The 15,912-nt window shown below is 74.9% G+C and carries 10 protein-coding genes; 7 read left to right on the top strand and 3 right to left on the bottom strand.

The annotated features are described in order from the left end of the window. Positions 1-22: 22 nt before the first annotated feature. Positions 23-1,144: a threonine aldolase family protein gene (locus IF29_RS0114410; protein WP_030254073.1), complete on the top strand. Its 1,122-nt coding sequence runs from the start codon at positions 23-25 to the stop codon at positions 1,142-1,144. 123 nt (positions 1,145-1,267) lie between these two features. Here the strand turns inward: IF29_RS0114410 and IF29_RS0114405 are convergent, their stop codons facing one another. Together IF29_RS0114405 and IF29_RS0114400 are read right to left on the bottom strand one after the other, a co-directional pair. Continuing rightward, on the bottom strand, positions 1,268-1,966 hold the full coding sequence (locus tag IF29_RS0114405; protein WP_030254071.1) for a response regulator: 699 nt from the start codon (positions 1,964-1,966) through the stop codon (positions 1,268-1,270). Positions 1,967-1,977: 11 nt separating this feature from the next. After that, positions 1,978-3,288, bottom strand: coding sequence for a sensor histidine kinase (locus IF29_RS0114400; protein ID WP_084714245.1), 1,311 nt, complete (start codon positions 3,286-3,288; stop codon positions 1,978-1,980). A 170-nt stretch (positions 3,289-3,458) separates the two neighbouring features. On the opposite strand from IF29_RS0114400, the gene IF29_RS0114395 reads away from it, so the two are divergent. Beyond that, a complete protein-coding gene (locus IF29_RS0114395) occupies positions 3,459-4,601 on the top strand; it encodes an SAM-dependent methyltransferase (protein ID WP_063757497.1) in 1,143 nt (380 codons plus the stop codon). Further along, positions 4,561-5,772, top strand: coding sequence for an NADH-quinone oxidoreductase subunit D (locus IF29_RS0114390; protein ID WP_030254066.1), 1,212 nt, complete (start codon positions 4,561-4,563; stop codon positions 5,770-5,772). The genes IF29_RS0114395 and IF29_RS0114390 overlap by 41 nt, the downstream gene beginning before the upstream one ends. Positions 5,773-5,798: 26 nt before the next feature. Here IF29_RS0114390 and IF29_RS0114385 read toward each other — a convergent pair whose 3' ends face one another. Then, positions 5,799-7,673, bottom strand: a complete 1,875-nt coding sequence (locus tag IF29_RS0114385) for a protein kinase domain-containing protein (RefSeq protein ID WP_030254064.1) — start codon at positions 7,671-7,673, stop codon at positions 5,799-5,801. Between the two features lie 255 nt (positions 7,674-7,928). Between IF29_RS0114385 and IF29_RS48500 the strand changes: the two genes are divergently transcribed. Genes IF29_RS48500 through IF29_RS43530 form a run of 4 tightly spaced genes read left to right on the top strand, consistent with a single transcriptional unit; the run spans position 7,929 to position 15,889 of the window. Next, a complete protein-coding gene (locus tag IF29_RS48500) occupies positions 7,929-12,155 on the top strand; it encodes a hypothetical protein (protein WP_030254062.1) in 4,227 nt (1,408 codons plus the stop codon). A 20-nt stretch (positions 12,156-12,175) separates the two neighbouring features. Continuing rightward, positions 12,176-12,604, top strand: a complete 429-nt coding sequence (locus IF29_RS0114375; protein WP_030254060.1) for a hypothetical protein — start codon at positions 12,176-12,178, stop codon at positions 12,602-12,604. A 7-nt stretch (positions 12,605-12,611) separates the two neighbouring features. Then, complete coding sequence (grpE, locus tag IF29_RS0114370) at positions 12,612-13,289, top strand: nucleotide exchange factor GrpE (protein ID WP_030254058.1); 678 nt, start codon at positions 12,612-12,614, stop codon at positions 13,287-13,289. A 38-nt stretch (positions 13,290-13,327) separates the two neighbouring features. Further along, the gene (locus IF29_RS43530) at positions 13,328-15,889 is read left to right on the top strand and encodes an Hsp70 family protein (RefSeq protein WP_051725293.1); all 2,562 of its coding nucleotides are present in this window, start codon (positions 13,328-13,330) and stop codon (positions 15,887-15,889) included. Positions 15,890-15,912: the final 23 nt, after the last annotated feature.

Here is a 15,912-nt window from a genome sequence, read left to right as displayed (position 1 = left end):
CGGCATGGGAGATGATCGGTCCATGGCTGAAGAGATGGAAATAGACCCGCAGCAGCGCCGCTACGAGGCGCTGCGTGGCTCCGGAAGGCTACTCTCCGGTACCCGCCCGAGGAGCCTGCGGGAGAGCATCGACTCCCTCGCCGGCGGCTCGCACGAGCTTGGCGGCCGTACCGACGTGTACGGGGACGGCGTGGTCGAGGTCCTGGAGGAGCGGGTCGCCGGTCTTCTCGGCACCGAGGCCGCAGCGTTCTTCCCGACCGGGACGATGGCGCAGCAGGTCGCGCTGCGCTGCTGGGCCGGGCGGACCGGTGACCGCACGGTGGCGATGCACCCGCTGGCCCACCCCGAGGTCCATGAGCGCTTTGCGTATGCGCAGCTCAGCGGCTTGCGCAGCGTCTGGCCGACGACCGAGCGGCGGATGCCCGACGCGGAGGAGGTGGCCGACTTCGCCGAGCCCTTCGGCACGCTGATGCTGGAGCTGCCGCTGCGCGACGCCGGATTCCTGCTGCCGACCTGGACCGAGCTGGAGGCCACCGTCGAGGCGGCCAGGGCCAGGGACGCGGTGGTGCATCTGGACGGGGCCCGGATCTGGGAGACCACGCCGCACTTCGACCGTTCGCTGCCGGAGATCGCCGGTCTCGCCGACTCCGTCTACGTGTCGTTCTACAAGACCCTCGGCGGGATCAGCGGGGCTGCTCTGGCCGGCCCTGCGGAGTTCGTCGCCGAGGCGCGGACCTGGCGGCACCGTTACGGCGGCCAGCTCTACCAGCAGTGGCCTGCGGCGCTGAGCGCGCTGGCCGGGATCGAGCGGGAGCTGCCGCGGCTGGGCGAGTACGTCGCGCACGCCAAGGTGGTGGCCGCGGCGCTGGCGGAGGCGGTGGCCGAGGTGCCCGGCGCCCGGGTGTTCCCGGAGCCGCCGCACACCCACCAGTTCCAGCTGTGGCTGCCGTACCCGGCTGAGACCCTGGTCGAGGCGGGGCTGCGGATGGCTGAGGAAACCGGACAGGCGCTGTTCGGCGGCTGGCGCGAGCCCGGGCTGCCGGGGATCTCGTACACCGAGGTCACCGTGCAGGCCCCGGCGCTGGAGTGGTCCCCACAGGAGGTTCGCTCGGGGGTGGCGGCGTTGCTGGAACGGTTGAAGTAGGCCTTCGGGTGCGGGCTGTGGGTGGTTTGTCGCGCAGTTCCCCGCGCCCCTAGGGGGCTGCAACTGGGCCAGTTGCACTTGCTGGGGGCGCGGGGAACTGCGCGACAAGCCACCCCGAAAGGGTCAGTGCTGCGCCCGGACCAGCCCCGTCTCATAGGCCAGGACCACGGCCTGCACCCGGTCGCGCAGCTGCAGCTTGGTGAGGATCCGGCCGACGTGGGTCTTCACGGTCGCCTCGGAGAGTGAGAGCCGGGCCGCGATCTCGCCGTTGGAGAGCCCCTGGGCGATCAGCAGCAGCACCTCGCGCTCGCGTTCGGTGAGCCGGGCCAGCTCCGGCGTCTCGGCCGGCGGCAGCGAGCTGGGCAGCACCGTGGCGAAGCGGTCGATCATGCGGCGGGTGGTGGTCGGGGCCACCACCGCATCGCCGCCGCGGACCGCCCGGATCGCGGCGACCAGCTCGGTCGGCGGCACGTCCTTGAGCAGGAAGCCGCTGGCCCCGGCCTTGAGCGCGGCGAAGGCGTACTCGTCCAGGTCGAAGGTGGTGAGGATGAGCACCCGCGGCCCGGTGTCGCTGCCCGGGTCGCTCGCCGCCGCGGCGTCCTGCAGGGCGCAGATGCGGCGGGTGGCCTCGACGCCGTCCATCCGCGGCATCCGGACATCCATCAGGATCACGTCGACCGGGGTCGTCGCGAGCACCTCCAGGGCCTGGACGCCGTCACCGGCCTCGGCGACGATCTCGATGTCCTGCTGCGACTGGAGCACCATCCGGAATCCGGTGCGCAGCAGTTCCTGGTCGTCGACGAGCATCACGCGGATCGGCATCGGGGGTCCTTCTACTTGCTGAGGTGGACGGCGGGGTCGGCCACCGGGCCGGGCGGTGCGGGCGGAGGCGGTGACGCGGGGGCCGGGGCGGGCGCAGCCGCAGCCGCCCCGCCCCGTGCGGGCTTCAGCGGCAGCACCGCGTTGATCCGGAAGCCGCCGCCGGGGCGGGGCCCGGCATCCAGCGTGCCGCCCACCATGCCGACCCGCTCGCGCATCCCGATCAGTCCGTGCCCGAAGCCGTCCTCGCCGCCGTCGCGGGCCAGCTCGGCGGTGGCGCCGCGGCCGTTGTCCTCGATCAGCATGTCCAGGCCGCGGTCGTCGAAGCGGATCCGCACCGAGGCGCTGGCCGTCGGCCCGCCGTGCTTGCGGGCGTTGGTGAGCGCCTCCTGGACGATCCGATAGGCCGTCAGCTCGACGCCGCGCGGCAGCTCCCTGGGCTCGCCCTCCACCGCGAAGGCGACCGGGAGCCCGGCGTTGCGGACCTGTTCCAGCAGCTCGGGGAGCTGTTCCACGCCCGGCTGCGGAACGTACTCGCCGGCGCTGTCGGCCGAGCGCAGCAGCCCCAGCAGCCGGCGCATCTCCTCCAGCGCCTGGCGGCCGGTGCCGGCGATGGTGGCCAGCGCCTGCTTGGCCTGTTCGGGCGAGGAGTCCATCACATAGGAGGCCCCGTCGGCCTGAACGATCATCACCGAGACGTTGTGGGCCACCACGTCGTGCAGCTCCCGGGCGATCCGGGCCCGCTCGGCGGCCACGGCGATCTTCGACTGGGCGTCACGCTCGCGCTCCAGCCGGGCGGCGCGGTCCTCCAGCTCGACGTAGTAGGCGCGGCGGATCCGGGTGAACCGGCCGAGCACCCAGCACAGCAGGAACGGGGTCGAGGCCAGCAGGCTGACCAGGACGTTCTCGGCGACCGAGGGGTGCGGGTTGTTGCCGTCGGGGCCGAACCGGAAGTACGTCAGCGGCCCGGCCAGGGCGCTCATCAGCAGGGCGGCCCTGGAGGTCCAGATGTGGGCGAAGGCCGCCGCGGTGTAGGCGAGGATCAGCAGCGCGATGTCGGCGCTGCTGGGGTCCCGGCGGAGCGCCACCTGCCCCAGGCCCACCGCGATGCCCACCCAGACGGTGACATCGGGCCAGCGCCGGCGCAGCACCATCAGCGTGCACAGCGTCACCGAGACGAAGACCAGGGCGGCCAGCGCGGCCTGGCTCCTGCCGTCCTTCCAGTCGGACGCCAGCTCCACCAGGCACAGCAGGAACAGCAGCGACGCCCAGATGGCGTCGGACACCGTGGGGTGCCTGCGGAACCAGCTGTAGAGGAGTTGCACACTCACCAGCCTATGCAGGTGGAACAGCGGTCGGGTCCCCCGCCGGGCGGAGTCGGCCGTCCTCCGCAGGTCGGAGAGAGGAGCGGCGCGTACGGCGACCGGACTCCTCCCGTCCGCCCGGCCCCGCGCCGCGCGAACCGCCCCGGGGCCGCGCGAACTAGGGTGCAGCAATGGACAGCGGGAGGCGGACCGCGCAGGCGGCGGAGTGGACCGGGTGGCGTGCGGCGACCGAGCGGGCGCTGTACGGGCCGGACGGCTTCTTCACCCGGACGGGGGCCGGTCCGGCCGGGCACTTCCGTACCTCCGTGCACGCCTCGGCCGGCGGCGGCGAGCTGTTCGCCGGGGCGGTGCTGGAACTGGTGGCCGAGGTGGACCGGGCATTGGGCCGTCCGGCGGAACTGGTGGTGACCGACGTCGGCGCGGGGCGCGCGGAGTTGCTGTGCGCCCTGGGGGTGCGCGCCCGCGCGGAGCGGCCCGGACTGGCGGACCGGCTGGTGCTGCGCGCCGTCGAACGGGCTCCGCGACCGGACGGCCTGCCCGGGTGGATCGGCTGGAGCGACCGGATCGAGCCGGCCGCGGACGGAGTGCTGTTCGCCAACGAGTGGCTGGACAACGTGCCGGTGGACATCGCCGAGGTCGACGCCGAGGGCGTGGCGCGGCTGGTCGAGGTGGAGCGCGGCAGCGGCGAGGAGCGACCGGGACCGGCGGTCGCCGGCGAGCAGGCCGCCTGGCTGGCCCGCTGGTGGCCGCTGGACGGCGCGGAGCCCGGCGAGCGCGCCGAGATCGGGCTGGACCGCGACCGGGCCTGGGCGGCAGCCGTCGGCTCGCTGCGGCGGGGGCTCGCGGTCGCGGTCGACTACGCCCACGACGCCGCCGGCCGGCCGCCCTTCGGCAGCCTCGCCGCCTTCCGTGAGGGCCGCGAGGTGCGGCCGGTACCGGACGGCGGCTGCGATCTGACCTCCCACGTGGCCCTGGACTCCTGCCTGGCCGCCGCCCGGCAGGCCGCCGCGGGCCGCCCCGTCCACAGCCTGTGGACGACTCAGCGCCGCGCCCTGGCCGCGCTCGGCGTGGACGGCGCCCGCCCCCCGCTGGCGCTGGCGTCGAGCGACCCCGCCGGCTACCTGCGCGCCCTGGCCGCGGCGGGTGAGGCCGCCGAGCTCACCGCGCCGAGCGGGCTGGGCTCCTTCGTCTGGGGCCTGCAGTCGGTGGGCATGCCGCTACCCGGACGCTGGCCGGCTCTGGCGGCGTCCGGTGGTGGCACACTCTTGCTCCATGAGGACCAGCACGCCGAGGACCAGCACGCCGACGAGTAGCACGCCGGGCAGCGGCACCCGCGAGACCACGGTCGGGATCGGCGCCGGGGCCGCGACCGAGCTGGGCACCAGCGACATGGTGCTCAACATCGGCCCGCAGCACCCGTCCACCCACGGCGTGCTGCGGATCAAGCTGCGCCTGGACGGTGAGCTGATCACCGCCGCCGAGCCGGTGGTCGGCTACATGCACCGCGGCGCCGAGAAGCTGTTCGAGGCCAGGGACTACCGGCAGATCGTCATGCTGGCCAACCGCCACGACTGGCTCTCGGCCTTCGCCAACGAGCTGGGCGTGGTCCTCGGTGTGGAGCGGATGCTCGGCATGGAGGTGCCGGTGCGGGCCACCTGGACCCGCACCCTGCTGGCCGAGCTGAACCGGGTGCTCAACCACCTGATGTTCCTCGGCTCGTACCCGCTGGAGCTGGGCGGGATCACCCCGGTCTTCCACGCCTTCCACGAGCGCGAGCAGCTCCAGGCGGTGATGGAGGAGGCCTCCGGCGGCCGGATGCACTACATGTTCAACCGGGTCGGCGGCCTCAAGGAGGACCTGCCGGCCGGATGGTACGGACGGGTGCGCGCCGCGGTCGCCTCGGTCCGCAGCCGGATGGGCGTCTTCGACGACCTGGTCCTCGGCAACGACATCTTCCGGGCCCGCACCAGGGGCGTCGGCGTGCTGGCGCCGGAGCTGGTGCACGCCTACGGGGTGAGCGGGCCCATCGCCAGGGCCTCCGGGGTGGACTTCGACCTGCGCCGGGACCAGCCCTACCTGGCCTACCCGGAGCTGGGCGGGGTGCTGCGGGTGGTGACCCGTCAGGAGGGCGACTGCCTGGCCCGGTTCGAGTGCCTGCTGGAGCAGGTGCACAACTCGCTGGACCTGGCCGACGCCTGCCTGGACACCCTGGCCGGGCTGGCGCCGGGACCGATCAACACCAGGCTGCCGAAGGTGCTGAAGGCGCCCGAGGGCCACACCTACACCTGGACCGAGAACCCGCTCGGGGTGAACGGCTACTACCTGGTCTCCCGGGGCGACAAGACGCCGTGGCGGCTGAAGCTGCGCTCGGCCTCCTTCAACAACATCCAGGTCCTCGGCGAGCTGCTGCCCGGGACCCTGGTCGCCGACATGGTGGCGATCCTGGGCTCGCTGTTCTTCGTGGTCGGCGACATCGACAAGTAGACAGCCGGCGCGCAGTCGACGACGGGTCAGCACTGCTCCAGCGGCACCGGGCGCCAGCGCAGCGCCTCGTCCTCCTGCCAGCAGTGCACCTCGTCCTCGACCACCGCCGCCAGGCTCAGCCGCCAGTCCGCGCCCTGCAGCAGCGCCACCCGGGTGGCCGGTCGCAGCGTCGGCCGCCACCAGGCGTCCCCGGAGCTGAGCGAGCGCAGCCGGACCCCGCCGCCGCCGACCACCGCGCAGGTGGGGCCGGACCGGTGGCCGACCAGGGCGAAGCCCTCGGCCCGGTCGGCGCCGCCCGGCCGGACCAGGTCCGCCGCGCGCCGCCAGCCGCTCGCGCCCAGGCTCCACAGCGCCACGCCGCCGTCCGCCAGCACCGCGCCGGCCCGCAGGCCGCCCGGTCCGGCGGCCAGGGCCGCCGCCGCGACCGGTTCGGCCAGCAGCTGCCGGGAGGCCGGCGGCTCGGCGGACTCGGCGCCGTCGTAGGAGGTGCGCCGGTAGCGGTCCGGATCGGCCACCGAGCAGTGGAACAGCCGCCCGTGACGCTCCACCAGCAGCGCCCAGCCGCCGTCCGGCTCGGCCGTGGCGGCGAGCACCCGGTCCGCCGGGCAGCGCCGCAGCTCGCTGACGGACAGCGCGACGCCGGGGGTCCAGCGCAGCATCTGGACGGTGCCGCCGCGCGCCGTCCAGGCCGCCACCTCGCCGAACGGCGTGGTCGCGGCGGCGATGCCGGCGACGCTGTGCAGCGCCTCCGACCAGCCCTGACCACTGGTGCCGCACCAGAGCACCCCGCGCCGGTCCACCGCGAACACGGCCACCCCGCCGTCGGCCGCGCGGCCCGCCGCGATCTCCCGCACCCCGGCCGGTCCCCCGGCCGGGGGCAGCGCCGGGGCCGGCGGCGGTGCGGCGTCCGGCTGCAGCCTGGTCCGCGCCCGGTCCGGCGAGGCCGCGAAGAACTCGACGCCGCCGGGACCGCCGGTGACCACCACCGGACGCCCCCAGCCGTCCGCCACCAGCTGCAGGCAGCTGATCCGGCCCTCGGCCGGCAGCGCCCGCAGCAGCTCACCGCCGCGCTCGGCCCAGGGCACCAGCGGCGACGGACGGCGCTCCGGCGCCGCGTCCAGGGCCTCGCAGAGCCAGTCGGCGACGGCGCCCGGCAGCCCGGCCTCGTGCAGCTCGCGCCGGGTCTGCGCGTCCGGCTCGTGCAGGTCGAGCCGGCCGGCGTCGGGCAGCAGCAGCGTCCTGGCCAGCGTCCCCACCGCGAACAGGTCCTTGGCCGCGGTCGGGTAGCCGCCGACCTGCTCCTGCTCGGGCGGGACGTGCCCCGGGGTGAAGACCGCCACCGTCAGCGCGGCGTCCAGCGGGGTCAGGAAGGTCAGGTCGATCAGCTTGACCAGGGCGTCGGCGTCCACCAGCACATTGGCCGCGGAGATGTCGCGGTGCACCCAGCGCTTGCCGTGCAGGTCGTCGACGATCCGGCAGAGCCGCAGCAGCACCTCGGCGGCGGCGGCCGGACCGCCGGTGGCCGAGCGGGCCCACTGGTCCAGCGGCACCGCGTCCAGCCACGGCGATATCTGGTAGGCCACCAGGCCGGTCGACGGCCGGCCGGGAGGGTGCGGCCAGGGGCCGAGCAGGAAGGTGGGGACGACCAGGTCGGCCACCCCGAGCCGGTTGGCGTTGTGGGTGACGTCCTCCCAGCGCCCCAGCCAGCGGCGCACCTCGGAGGGGTCGCGCTCCAGCATGATCTTCGCGGCGACGATCTCCTTGCGGCCGCTGTGGCTGGTCCGCTCCGCGCGCCAGACCTCGGCCTCGCCGCCGCGGTGCCGGAACTCCAGCAGCCGGTACTGCTCCGGGTCGTGGTCCGGGCCGAAGCACTGGCCCGCCGTCCAACGCGACCGCGGCACGCCACGCCCCTGCTGCATCCCGCACCCCCCGCCGCACCGACCACAACAGAGCACCACGTCCAGCCGAACCAGGGTAGACCGTCCCCGCTTTGGGGGGCACAAACTGCTGCGTTGCGGCTCGATCTTCCCTACCCTGGAAAAGGTCGCCCGGTTAACTGATCATCAATTCGGCTGAGGCAAGCAGTACTTGACGGAGCAGCAGGGGGAACCTCCGGAAATGGCCAGCAACTGTCAGCGATTCGTCCGGGGGGTCCGATGATCGCGCTGCTCGCCGTGCCCGTGGTGGTGCTGCTGCTCCTCGGCGGCCTGGTCCTGCGCAGCCGGGCCCGGATCGACCAGCGCGGGATCGACCGGGCCCTGGCCGCCGCCAAGAAGGCCGCCGACGCCGGACGTTCGCCGCAGGCCGTGCAGCGCTACGGCAGGCTCGCGGCGCGGCTGGCCAGGGCCGGCACCGCGCCGGAGCTGGCCGCCCAGCGCGGCACCGCCGTGCTGGGGCAGGCCGGGGCGACCACCGACCGGGTGCAGGCGCTGCGGCTCTACCGCGAGGCGTTCCCGCTGCTGGCCGACCCGGTCGCGGCGCTGCCGCCGTGGACCCTGCACGCCCTGGCCGAGCAGCGGATCCACGAGGGCGACCGGCCCGAGGACCTCGATCTGCTGCTGGCCTACCTCGGCGCGGTGTACCGGGATCCGGCCGCCGCGGCGCACACGGCCGCCGAGCCGGTGCTGTTCTGGCTGCAGGCCCGCTGCGGCGCCGGGGCCGCGGCGGGCGGTCCGGGCGCCGGACCCGACGGTGACCGCGACACCTTCACCACCCGTGCCCTGGCCGCGCTGCCGCAGGCCGAGTGGACGGTGCTGGCCCGCGCCGCCGCGCTGTCCGCGCAGGGGCGCTCCGCCGAGGCCCGGGCACCGCTCACCGCCGTGGCGCAGGCGGGCGGCAGCGCCGAGGTGTGGTTCCGGCTCGGCGCCGTGCTCAGCCGCCTCGGGCTGGACCAGGAGGCCGTCACCGCGTTCAGCGAGACCCTGGTCAGGCCGCCGGGAGTGGCCGACCCCTGGGGCACCGGGCCCTGGGGTCGCGGCACCAGGCTGCCGGTCGAGGCCCGGCTGTTCCGCGGCCTGGCCCAGCAGCGGCTGCAGCACTGGGAGGCCGCCTCCGACGATCTGCTCGCCGCGGTCCGGCTCGGCCCCGGCGACCCCAGGACGCACTACGCGCTGGGCTGCCTCGCCCTCGACTCCCCCACCCCCGACCGCGACACCGCACACGCCTGCTTCATCGCCGCGCTGCGGGCCGACCCCCGGCACGCGCCGGCCAGGTTCGGCCTGGGCCTGCTGCACGAGTGGTCCGGCGAGGTGGCCCTGGCGGCGGCCGAGTACCAGGCCGGGACGGCGCTGCGGCCCGACTGGCGGCCCGGCCGGATCCGACTCGGCGCGGCGCTCTGCGCGGCCGGGCAGCACGCCGACGCGGTACGCGGCCTGACCACCGAGGCGGACCGGCCGAAGGACGCCTGGAGCGACACCGCCGTCTTCCATCTGGGCCTGGCCAGGGCCGGGCTCGGCAGCCCCGACGCCGCCCTGGACAGCTGGCAGGCGCTGCCCGACGATCGCCACCAGGTCCTGGCCCGCAACCGCGCCGTACTGCGGAGCCTGCTGGCGGCACGGGAACTGACGGAGCGTCGACCCGGCCGGGCGATGCGGCTGTGGGAGACCTGCGTGGCGGCCTTCCCGGACACCGCCGAGTACCGGACCGCGCTGGTGGAGGCCGGGCTGCGCGAGGCCGGCCTGGCACTGCTCACCGGCCGGGACCGGGCCGAGTCCCTGGACCGCGCGGACGCCGCGCTGGCCGTGGCGGCCCGGCACGAGCGGATCGACGGCGGCAGCCCGCGGCTGCGCCGGCTCAGGGGCGCGCTGGCGATGCTGCGCGACGACGCCGCCACCGCGGCCCCGCTGCTCGCCGGGGACCGCCCCCGGCTGGCCGCGCTGCAGCTCGCCGCCGGACAGCCGCGTACCGCGATCGCCCTGCTCAGGACGGTGGAGTCGGCCGAAGGGCCGACCGGCGCCGGGGCGGGCCCGGTCGAGGAGCCGGCCCTGCACCGGCTGCGCGCGCTGCTGGCGGCACGGGCCGGGGCCTGGCCGAACGCCTTCGCGGCGGAGGCCCAGGCCCTCACCGCGCACGGCCCGCACGGCGGCGACACGGTCACCCCGGGCACACCCTGCTCCGGCACCGGCGCCACCGCCTGCAACCAGCCCGCGGTGGCCGGCTGCGGCCAGTGCGGCCGCCCCGCCTGCGCCGCCCACCTGCACCGGTCCCGTCCGCCGGCCGCGGAACCCGACGGACCTCAGCCGGCCGACACCACTGCCCTCCAACCGTCCGGGGAGCGACCGCAGCCGGCCGACGCCACCGTGGTCCTCGGAACGGTCGGCGAGCCGCCCACGGAGCCCGCCGACACCGCCGTGACCACTCCGCTCCCCACCCGCTGCCACACCTGCCTGGCCGCAGACCTGCCCGCGCTGCTCGCCCACGCGCTCCGGACCGGTAGGCCCGAGGAGGCGGTGCCGCTGCTGGCCGCCTGGGCCGCCGTCCTGCCCCGCGACAGCGCCCCGGCAGCGCCGCTGCGGAACGCACTCCCCCGGATCCGGCTGCACTGCGGCGACCCGGAGGCGGCCCTCGCCGAGGCCGTCGACGCCGGTGCGGACGCCGACACCCTGCGCCTGGTCCAGCTGCACCGCGCCGCCGCCGCGGCCGCCGCCGGGGACCTGGAGCTGACGCTGACCGCCCTGCGCGAGGTCGAGGCGGTCGCCCCCGACGACCCGGTCGCCGCCGCCGCGCTCCCGCTGCTGGCCGAGCACGAGGCGCTGGCCCACAGCCGGGCCGGACGGCACGCGGACGCCTGGGACCGGTTCCACCAGCTGTGGCAGGACCGCCCGCAGGACCTGCGCGCCCTGCACTCGCTGGGCCTGGCCAGCTACCGGCTGGCCTCCGAACGCGGCGTCGCCGAGGCCGACGACGCCGTCTGGGAGTGGACCCTGGCCTGCTGGGCCGCCGCGCTGCACCACCCCGGCCTGTGGCCGGGGATCGCCGAGGCCACCGGCCGCCCGGTCCCCGAGGACCGCGGACAGGCGGTACGGACCGCGCTGACGGAACGCATCAGGCAGGACTTCCTGACCCGCGACGCCGCCCACGGCACCGACGGTGACGGTCCGTCAGCCACCGGCTGGGCGGTCCGCTGGGGGCTGGAATGCCAGGCCGCCGCCACCCTGGCCCGGTACGCGCCGACGCTCGCCGCGGAGTCCGGCCCGGCGCAGCCGGTGGTCCGCGGCCCCCTGCTGCAGTCGCTGCTCCCCGGGGCCCGGCAGGGGCGGGCTCTGGCCCAGGACCTCGACCTGCTGCTGCGGCCGGACCACAGCGGCCCGCTCGCCGAGCAGCTGCGCCCGCTGTTCGGACCCCTCGGCGCCTACTGGTACCTGGTCCAGCAGAAACGCTTCGACGACGCGGCCGACGGGCTGCGGGCGCTGTCCACCATGGAACGCGGCACCGAGGGCTCCGCACTGCTGGCGACCGCGGTCCGGGCCGGGGCCCAGGAGCACTACGCCCACCAGCGCTGGGCCGCCGCGCTGGACGGCTTCGAGGAGGTCGCCCGGCTCGGCGCCGAACTCACCCCGGCGCACCGCACCACCCTCGCCGACGCCGGCGTCAAGGAGGCCCAGCGGCTGCTCGGCGAGGACCGGGACGCCCACCAGGCGGCCGTCGACGTCCTGGTGCGGACCCTGGCGCTGGCCCCGGGGAACCCGACCGTCGCCGCCAACCTCAGCGCCGGCTACTCCCAGCTCGGCCTGCGGGCCAACAACCAGCGCAAGGACTACCCCGAGGCGGTGCGGCTGCTGCGGCTGGCCGTGAAGCACGCCCCGGAGGACCCCACCGCCCGCGAGTTCACCGCCGCCGCCCTCACCAACTGGGCCAACCAGCTGATGAACGCCGAGGACGACGCCTCGCTGGCGCAGGCCGGCGAACTGCTCACCGAGGCGCTGAAGCTGGAGGGCAGCAAGGAGCGTCGGCTGATGCTCAGCAATGTGCTCTACGCCAGGTCCAAGGCGATCGCGCTGACCCGGTCCCGGCTGGACACCGCCCTGGAGCTGATGACCCAGTCGGTGCTGTTCGACCCGGAGTCGGACGGCACCGACCTGCGCACCACCGCCCCCGAGGCCGAGCGCAGGCTGTCGGTGGTGCTGCACAACCGGGGCGTGGAGCTGCTGAAGGCCAAGAACCACCAGGGCGGGGTCGCCTTCCTGCTCGCGGCGCTGCAGGTGCAGAACAACCAGGTGACCCGGCAGCAACTGGCCGACGCCTACTGCGGCGAGGCCTACCGCCTCGCCAACAGGAGCCAGTTCCGCTCCGCCAGGAACGAGATGCGGACCGGCCTGGGCTACGACCCGCAGAACAAGGACCTGCTCACCCTGCAGGCCGCCCTGCGGCGACGCGGCTACTGAGCCGGGAGAGGACCACACCCATGCCCCTGTCAGGACCGTCGCCCTACGAGATCCTCGGCATCGACAGCTCGGCCGGAAGCGCCGAGCTCAAGGCCGCGCAGGCCAGGGCGATCCGGGCGCGCAAGCACCGTCCCAACGAGGTGGCGCAGGCCGCCGCGGCGCTGCGCAACCCGGAGAAGCGCCTGGAGTGGGACCTGCTGGAACACCTGCCGGCGCAGACCTCGGCCGGCCTGGACGAGGCCTTCGCCCCGGTCGACGCGGAGCCGCCGCTGCCGGACCCGGCCGCCTTCACCATGCCGCCGGCCGCGGACCTGCTGGTGCTGCGCGAGTCGGAGCTGACCGCCGACTGGGCCGATCCCCCGCCCGAGGCCGGGGTCGAGGCACTGCGGGTGCCCGCCGCGTACCAGGCCGGAACCGCCGTACTGCCCCCCGTCGAGATCCCGGAGTAGCCGACCCATGACCGAGACCGGAACCGAGGTCAGCACCGATCCGCTGGCGATCACCGAGGACTTCCTGCCCGTACCGGAGCGGGCCCTCGACGTCGACCTGGCCGACGCCTTCACCAAGCTGCTGTTCCGCAGCTCCATCGCCCGGCGCCGCCGGGAGGAGGACGCCAGGGCCGCCGAGTCGGCCCAACGCGGGCTGCTGCTGGGGCTGCTGGAGGTGGACGACGTGCTGTTCGCGGTGCAGGAGAAGCAGGCCCAGCTGCCGCCCGGCATCCCCCGGCCGGACAACCTGGTCGAGATGGCGGCGGCGGTGCAGGGCATCCTGCGGAAGAAACTGGCCGTCGCCGAGGTGTCCCCGATGCGCCTGCTGAACTACGTCGCGCACCCGGCCGTCGCCGACATCGTCGGCCGCGTCCCCAGCGCCGACAAGCCCGACGAGACCGTGGTGGCGGTGGTGCGCAACGGCTTCAACTGGCGCGGGGACGTGCTGCGCCGGGCCGAGGTGGAGGTCGCCGTGCCCTGGACCGGGCAGGACCCGGAGCCCGCGCCCGCCCTCGCCCCCGCCGCGGCGCCGGTCCCGGAGCCGCAGGACGCCCCCGAACCCCGGCGCACCCCGGCTCCCCGGCAGCGCAAGCAGCCGTCGGCGCGCAAGCCCCGCAAGACCCGCAGCTCCCGCAAGCGCAAGTGACCACCCGTCAGCAGTCGCCCCGAGGGGAACCCCGCAGCATGATCCGTACGCTCGGTATCGACCTGGGCACCACCAACTCCGTGGTCGCCCAACTCCGCCGTGGAGAGCCCGAGATCGTCTACAACAAGCAGAACCAGGAGGCCACCCCCTCGGTGGTGGGCCGCGGCAGGCGCGGCGAACTGCTGGTGGGGACCTCGGCGCGGGGACGGATGGCGACCGACGGCGAGAACGTGATCCGCTCCGCCAAGCGCTTCATGGGCCGCAAGTTCCGCGACCCGCAGGTGCAGGCCGCGCTGGGCGAGCTGGACTACAAGGTCACCGCCGGGCTGGACGGCGACGTCAACGTCTGGCTGGACGGCCGCTCCTACACCCCGATCGAGATATCCGCGATCATCCTGCGCAAGCTCAAGGAGGACGCCGAGGGCCGGGCCGGCGCCCCGTTCCAGCGGGCGGTGATCACCGTCCCCGCCTACTTCGGCGAGCGCCAGGTCGCGGCCACCCAGGAGGCGGGCCGGCTGGCCGGCTTCCATGTGCTGCGGATCATCAACGAGCCCACCGCCGCCGCCCTCGCCTACGGCATGACCGGCGACCTCGGCGAGGACGGCCGCACCGTGCTGGTCTACGACCTCGGCGGCGGCACCTTCGACATCTCGATCCTGCTGCTGATCCCCGGTTCCTGCCAGGTGCTCGGCATCGAGGGCGACAACCTGCTCGGCGGCGACGACTTCGACAAGGCCATCACCAGCGCCCTGCTGGACGACATCAAGGCGGAGTACGGCGCCGACTACCAGCCGCACCGGCTGGACCGCTCCCGGATCACCGGCACCGCCGAGGCCACCAAGATCGACCTCTCCAGCCAGCAGGCCACCGAGGTCACCCTGGCCGGGATCGGCGACGGCAGCCAGATCTTCGAGGCCGAGTTCGACCGCACCCGCTTCGAGCGGCTGATCGAGGACCAGATCGAGCGCACCATCGAGCTGACCCACAAGGCGATCATGGAGGCCAACCTCACCGTCGCCGACATCGACGAGGTGCTGCTGGTCGGCGGCTCCACCTCGATCCCGCTGGTGATCCGGCGGCTCGGCGAGGTCTTCGGACCCAAGCGGATCAAGCTCGGCGGCAATCCGATGCAGTGCGTCGCCCTCGGCGCCGCAGTCCAGTCGGCGCTGCTGGGCGAGGTCGAGTGCGCCGAGTGCCACCAGCTGGGTGCGCTCACCGACGAGGTCTGCACCGGCTGCCAGGCGTCCCTGGTCGGTGCCGAGCGGATCTCCTGCCCCACCTGCTACCTGCCGGTCTCCCCGGACGAGAGCGCCTGCCCCAAGTGCCACCAGGCCCTGGACGGCAGCGGCAGCACGTCCGGCGGCGGCAGCGGCCCGACCGGTGCCGCCCGCCCGGCGCCGGCCGCCCGGCAGGAGCCCCGCAGCTGCCCGCGCTGCGGCACCCCGGCCGCCCCCGGCGACCGCGAGTGCGACCTGTGCGGCTCCCCGCTCGCCGGCCAGGCGGGCGCCGACGCCCAGGCCGACGGACCGTCAGGGCTGCGCTGCGCGGAGTGCCGGACCGTCAACGAGCCCGGCGCCGAGACCTGTTCCGGCTGCGGCGCCTGGCTTCAGGTCGCCAACCCCTTCGACATCACCCCGAAGAGCCTCGGCATCGAGCTCAACGACGGCAGCTTCGCCGTGATCATCCCGAAGAACTCCAGCTACCCCACCACCGACCCGGTCAGCCGCGACTTCCACGTCGCCGGATCGGGACGGCAGCGGCTGGAGGTCGCCGTGTTCGAGGGCGACCGGGAGATCGCCCAGCAGAACGAGCTCATCGGCCACCTCAGCCTGCGGCTCCCCGACGGCTTCTCCGGCCGGGTGCCGGTCACCGTCTCCTTCGGCCTCTCCCAGGACCGCACCATCACCCTCTCGGTCCGCATCCACGGCGGCCCGCAACGCACCGTCAAACTCGAACGGGTCACCCTGGAGCCGGAGCTCAAGGCCCAGTTGGACGAGAAGCGGATGGCCATCGAGGGCTACACCGAACGCTGGGAGGACGAGCTCACCGACGCCGAACGGCGGGCCGCCCGCAAGGCCATCGAGGACCTCGACGACGTCTCCGCGGGCCAGACCCGCGGCCGCTCCGCCGAGGAGCTGCTGCGCGCCTTCGAGGAGCAGGCCAGGATCCAGAGCCGGGCCCGCGGCACCGACGCCTACCTGGGCGCGGTGCTGGCCTTCTGCGACAAGCTGCTCAGCGACGAGGACCTGGCCGCGATCCGCCGCGCCCGCGAGGAGCTGAAGTCGGCGCGCGACCGCGCCGACTTCGAGGCGATGAAGCGGCTCACGCTGGCCGCGGACCGGCTCACCGACTCGATGGGGCCCAACGTCCTCATGGTGACCTACAGCCATGTGTTCGTCAGTCAGAACCTGCTCTCCCCGGCCCTGTCCCAGCGGCTGCGCAGCGCGCTGCGGGCGATCGACGAGGGCATGGAGGAGGCCAACCTGGAGAAGGTCAACCAGGCCCTGTCCGCGCTGGTCGGCCTGCACGCCGAGGCCCTGCGGGAGATGGACGACGCCCCGGCCCCCGACATCCACAGCACCCCGGTGCGGCCCGAGTAGTGGGACACCCCCCAACAGTGAGG

The sequence above is a fragment of the Streptacidiphilus jeojiense genome, assembly GCF_000719095.1.
In the GTDB taxonomy this organism is placed as follows: Bacteria; Actinomycetota; Actinomycetes; order Streptomycetales; family Streptomycetaceae; genus Streptacidiphilus; species Streptacidiphilus jeojiensis.
This window is presented reverse-complemented; position numbering and strand designations above follow the sequence as displayed.

Coding starts and splice junctions, on each gene's coding strand:
- IF29_RS0114410 (WP_030254073.1), top strand. CDS start 23: ATGGCTGAAGAGATGGAAATAGACCCGCAGCAGCGCCGCTACGAGGCG.
- IF29_RS0114405 (WP_030254071.1), bottom strand. CDS start 1,966: ATGCCGATCCGCGTGATGCTCGTCGACGACCAGGAACTGCTGCGCACC.
- IF29_RS0114395 (WP_063757497.1), top strand. CDS start 3,459: ATGGACAGCGGGAGGCGGACCGCGCAGGCGGCGGAGTGGACCGGGTGG.
- IF29_RS0114390 (WP_030254066.1), top strand. CDS start 4,561: ATGAGGACCAGCACGCCGAGGACCAGCACGCCGACGAGTAGCACGCCG.
- IF29_RS48500 (WP_030254062.1), top strand. CDS start 7,929: ATGATCGCGCTGCTCGCCGTGCCCGTGGTGGTGCTGCTGCTCCTCGGC.
- IF29_RS0114375 (WP_030254060.1), top strand. CDS start 12,176: ATGCCCCTGTCAGGACCGTCGCCCTACGAGATCCTCGGCATCGACAGC.
- grpE (WP_030254058.1), top strand. CDS start 12,612: ATGACCGAGACCGGAACCGAGGTCAGCACCGATCCGCTGGCGATCACC.
- IF29_RS43530 (WP_051725293.1), top strand. CDS start 13,328: ATGATCCGTACGCTCGGTATCGACCTGGGCACCACCAACTCCGTGGTC.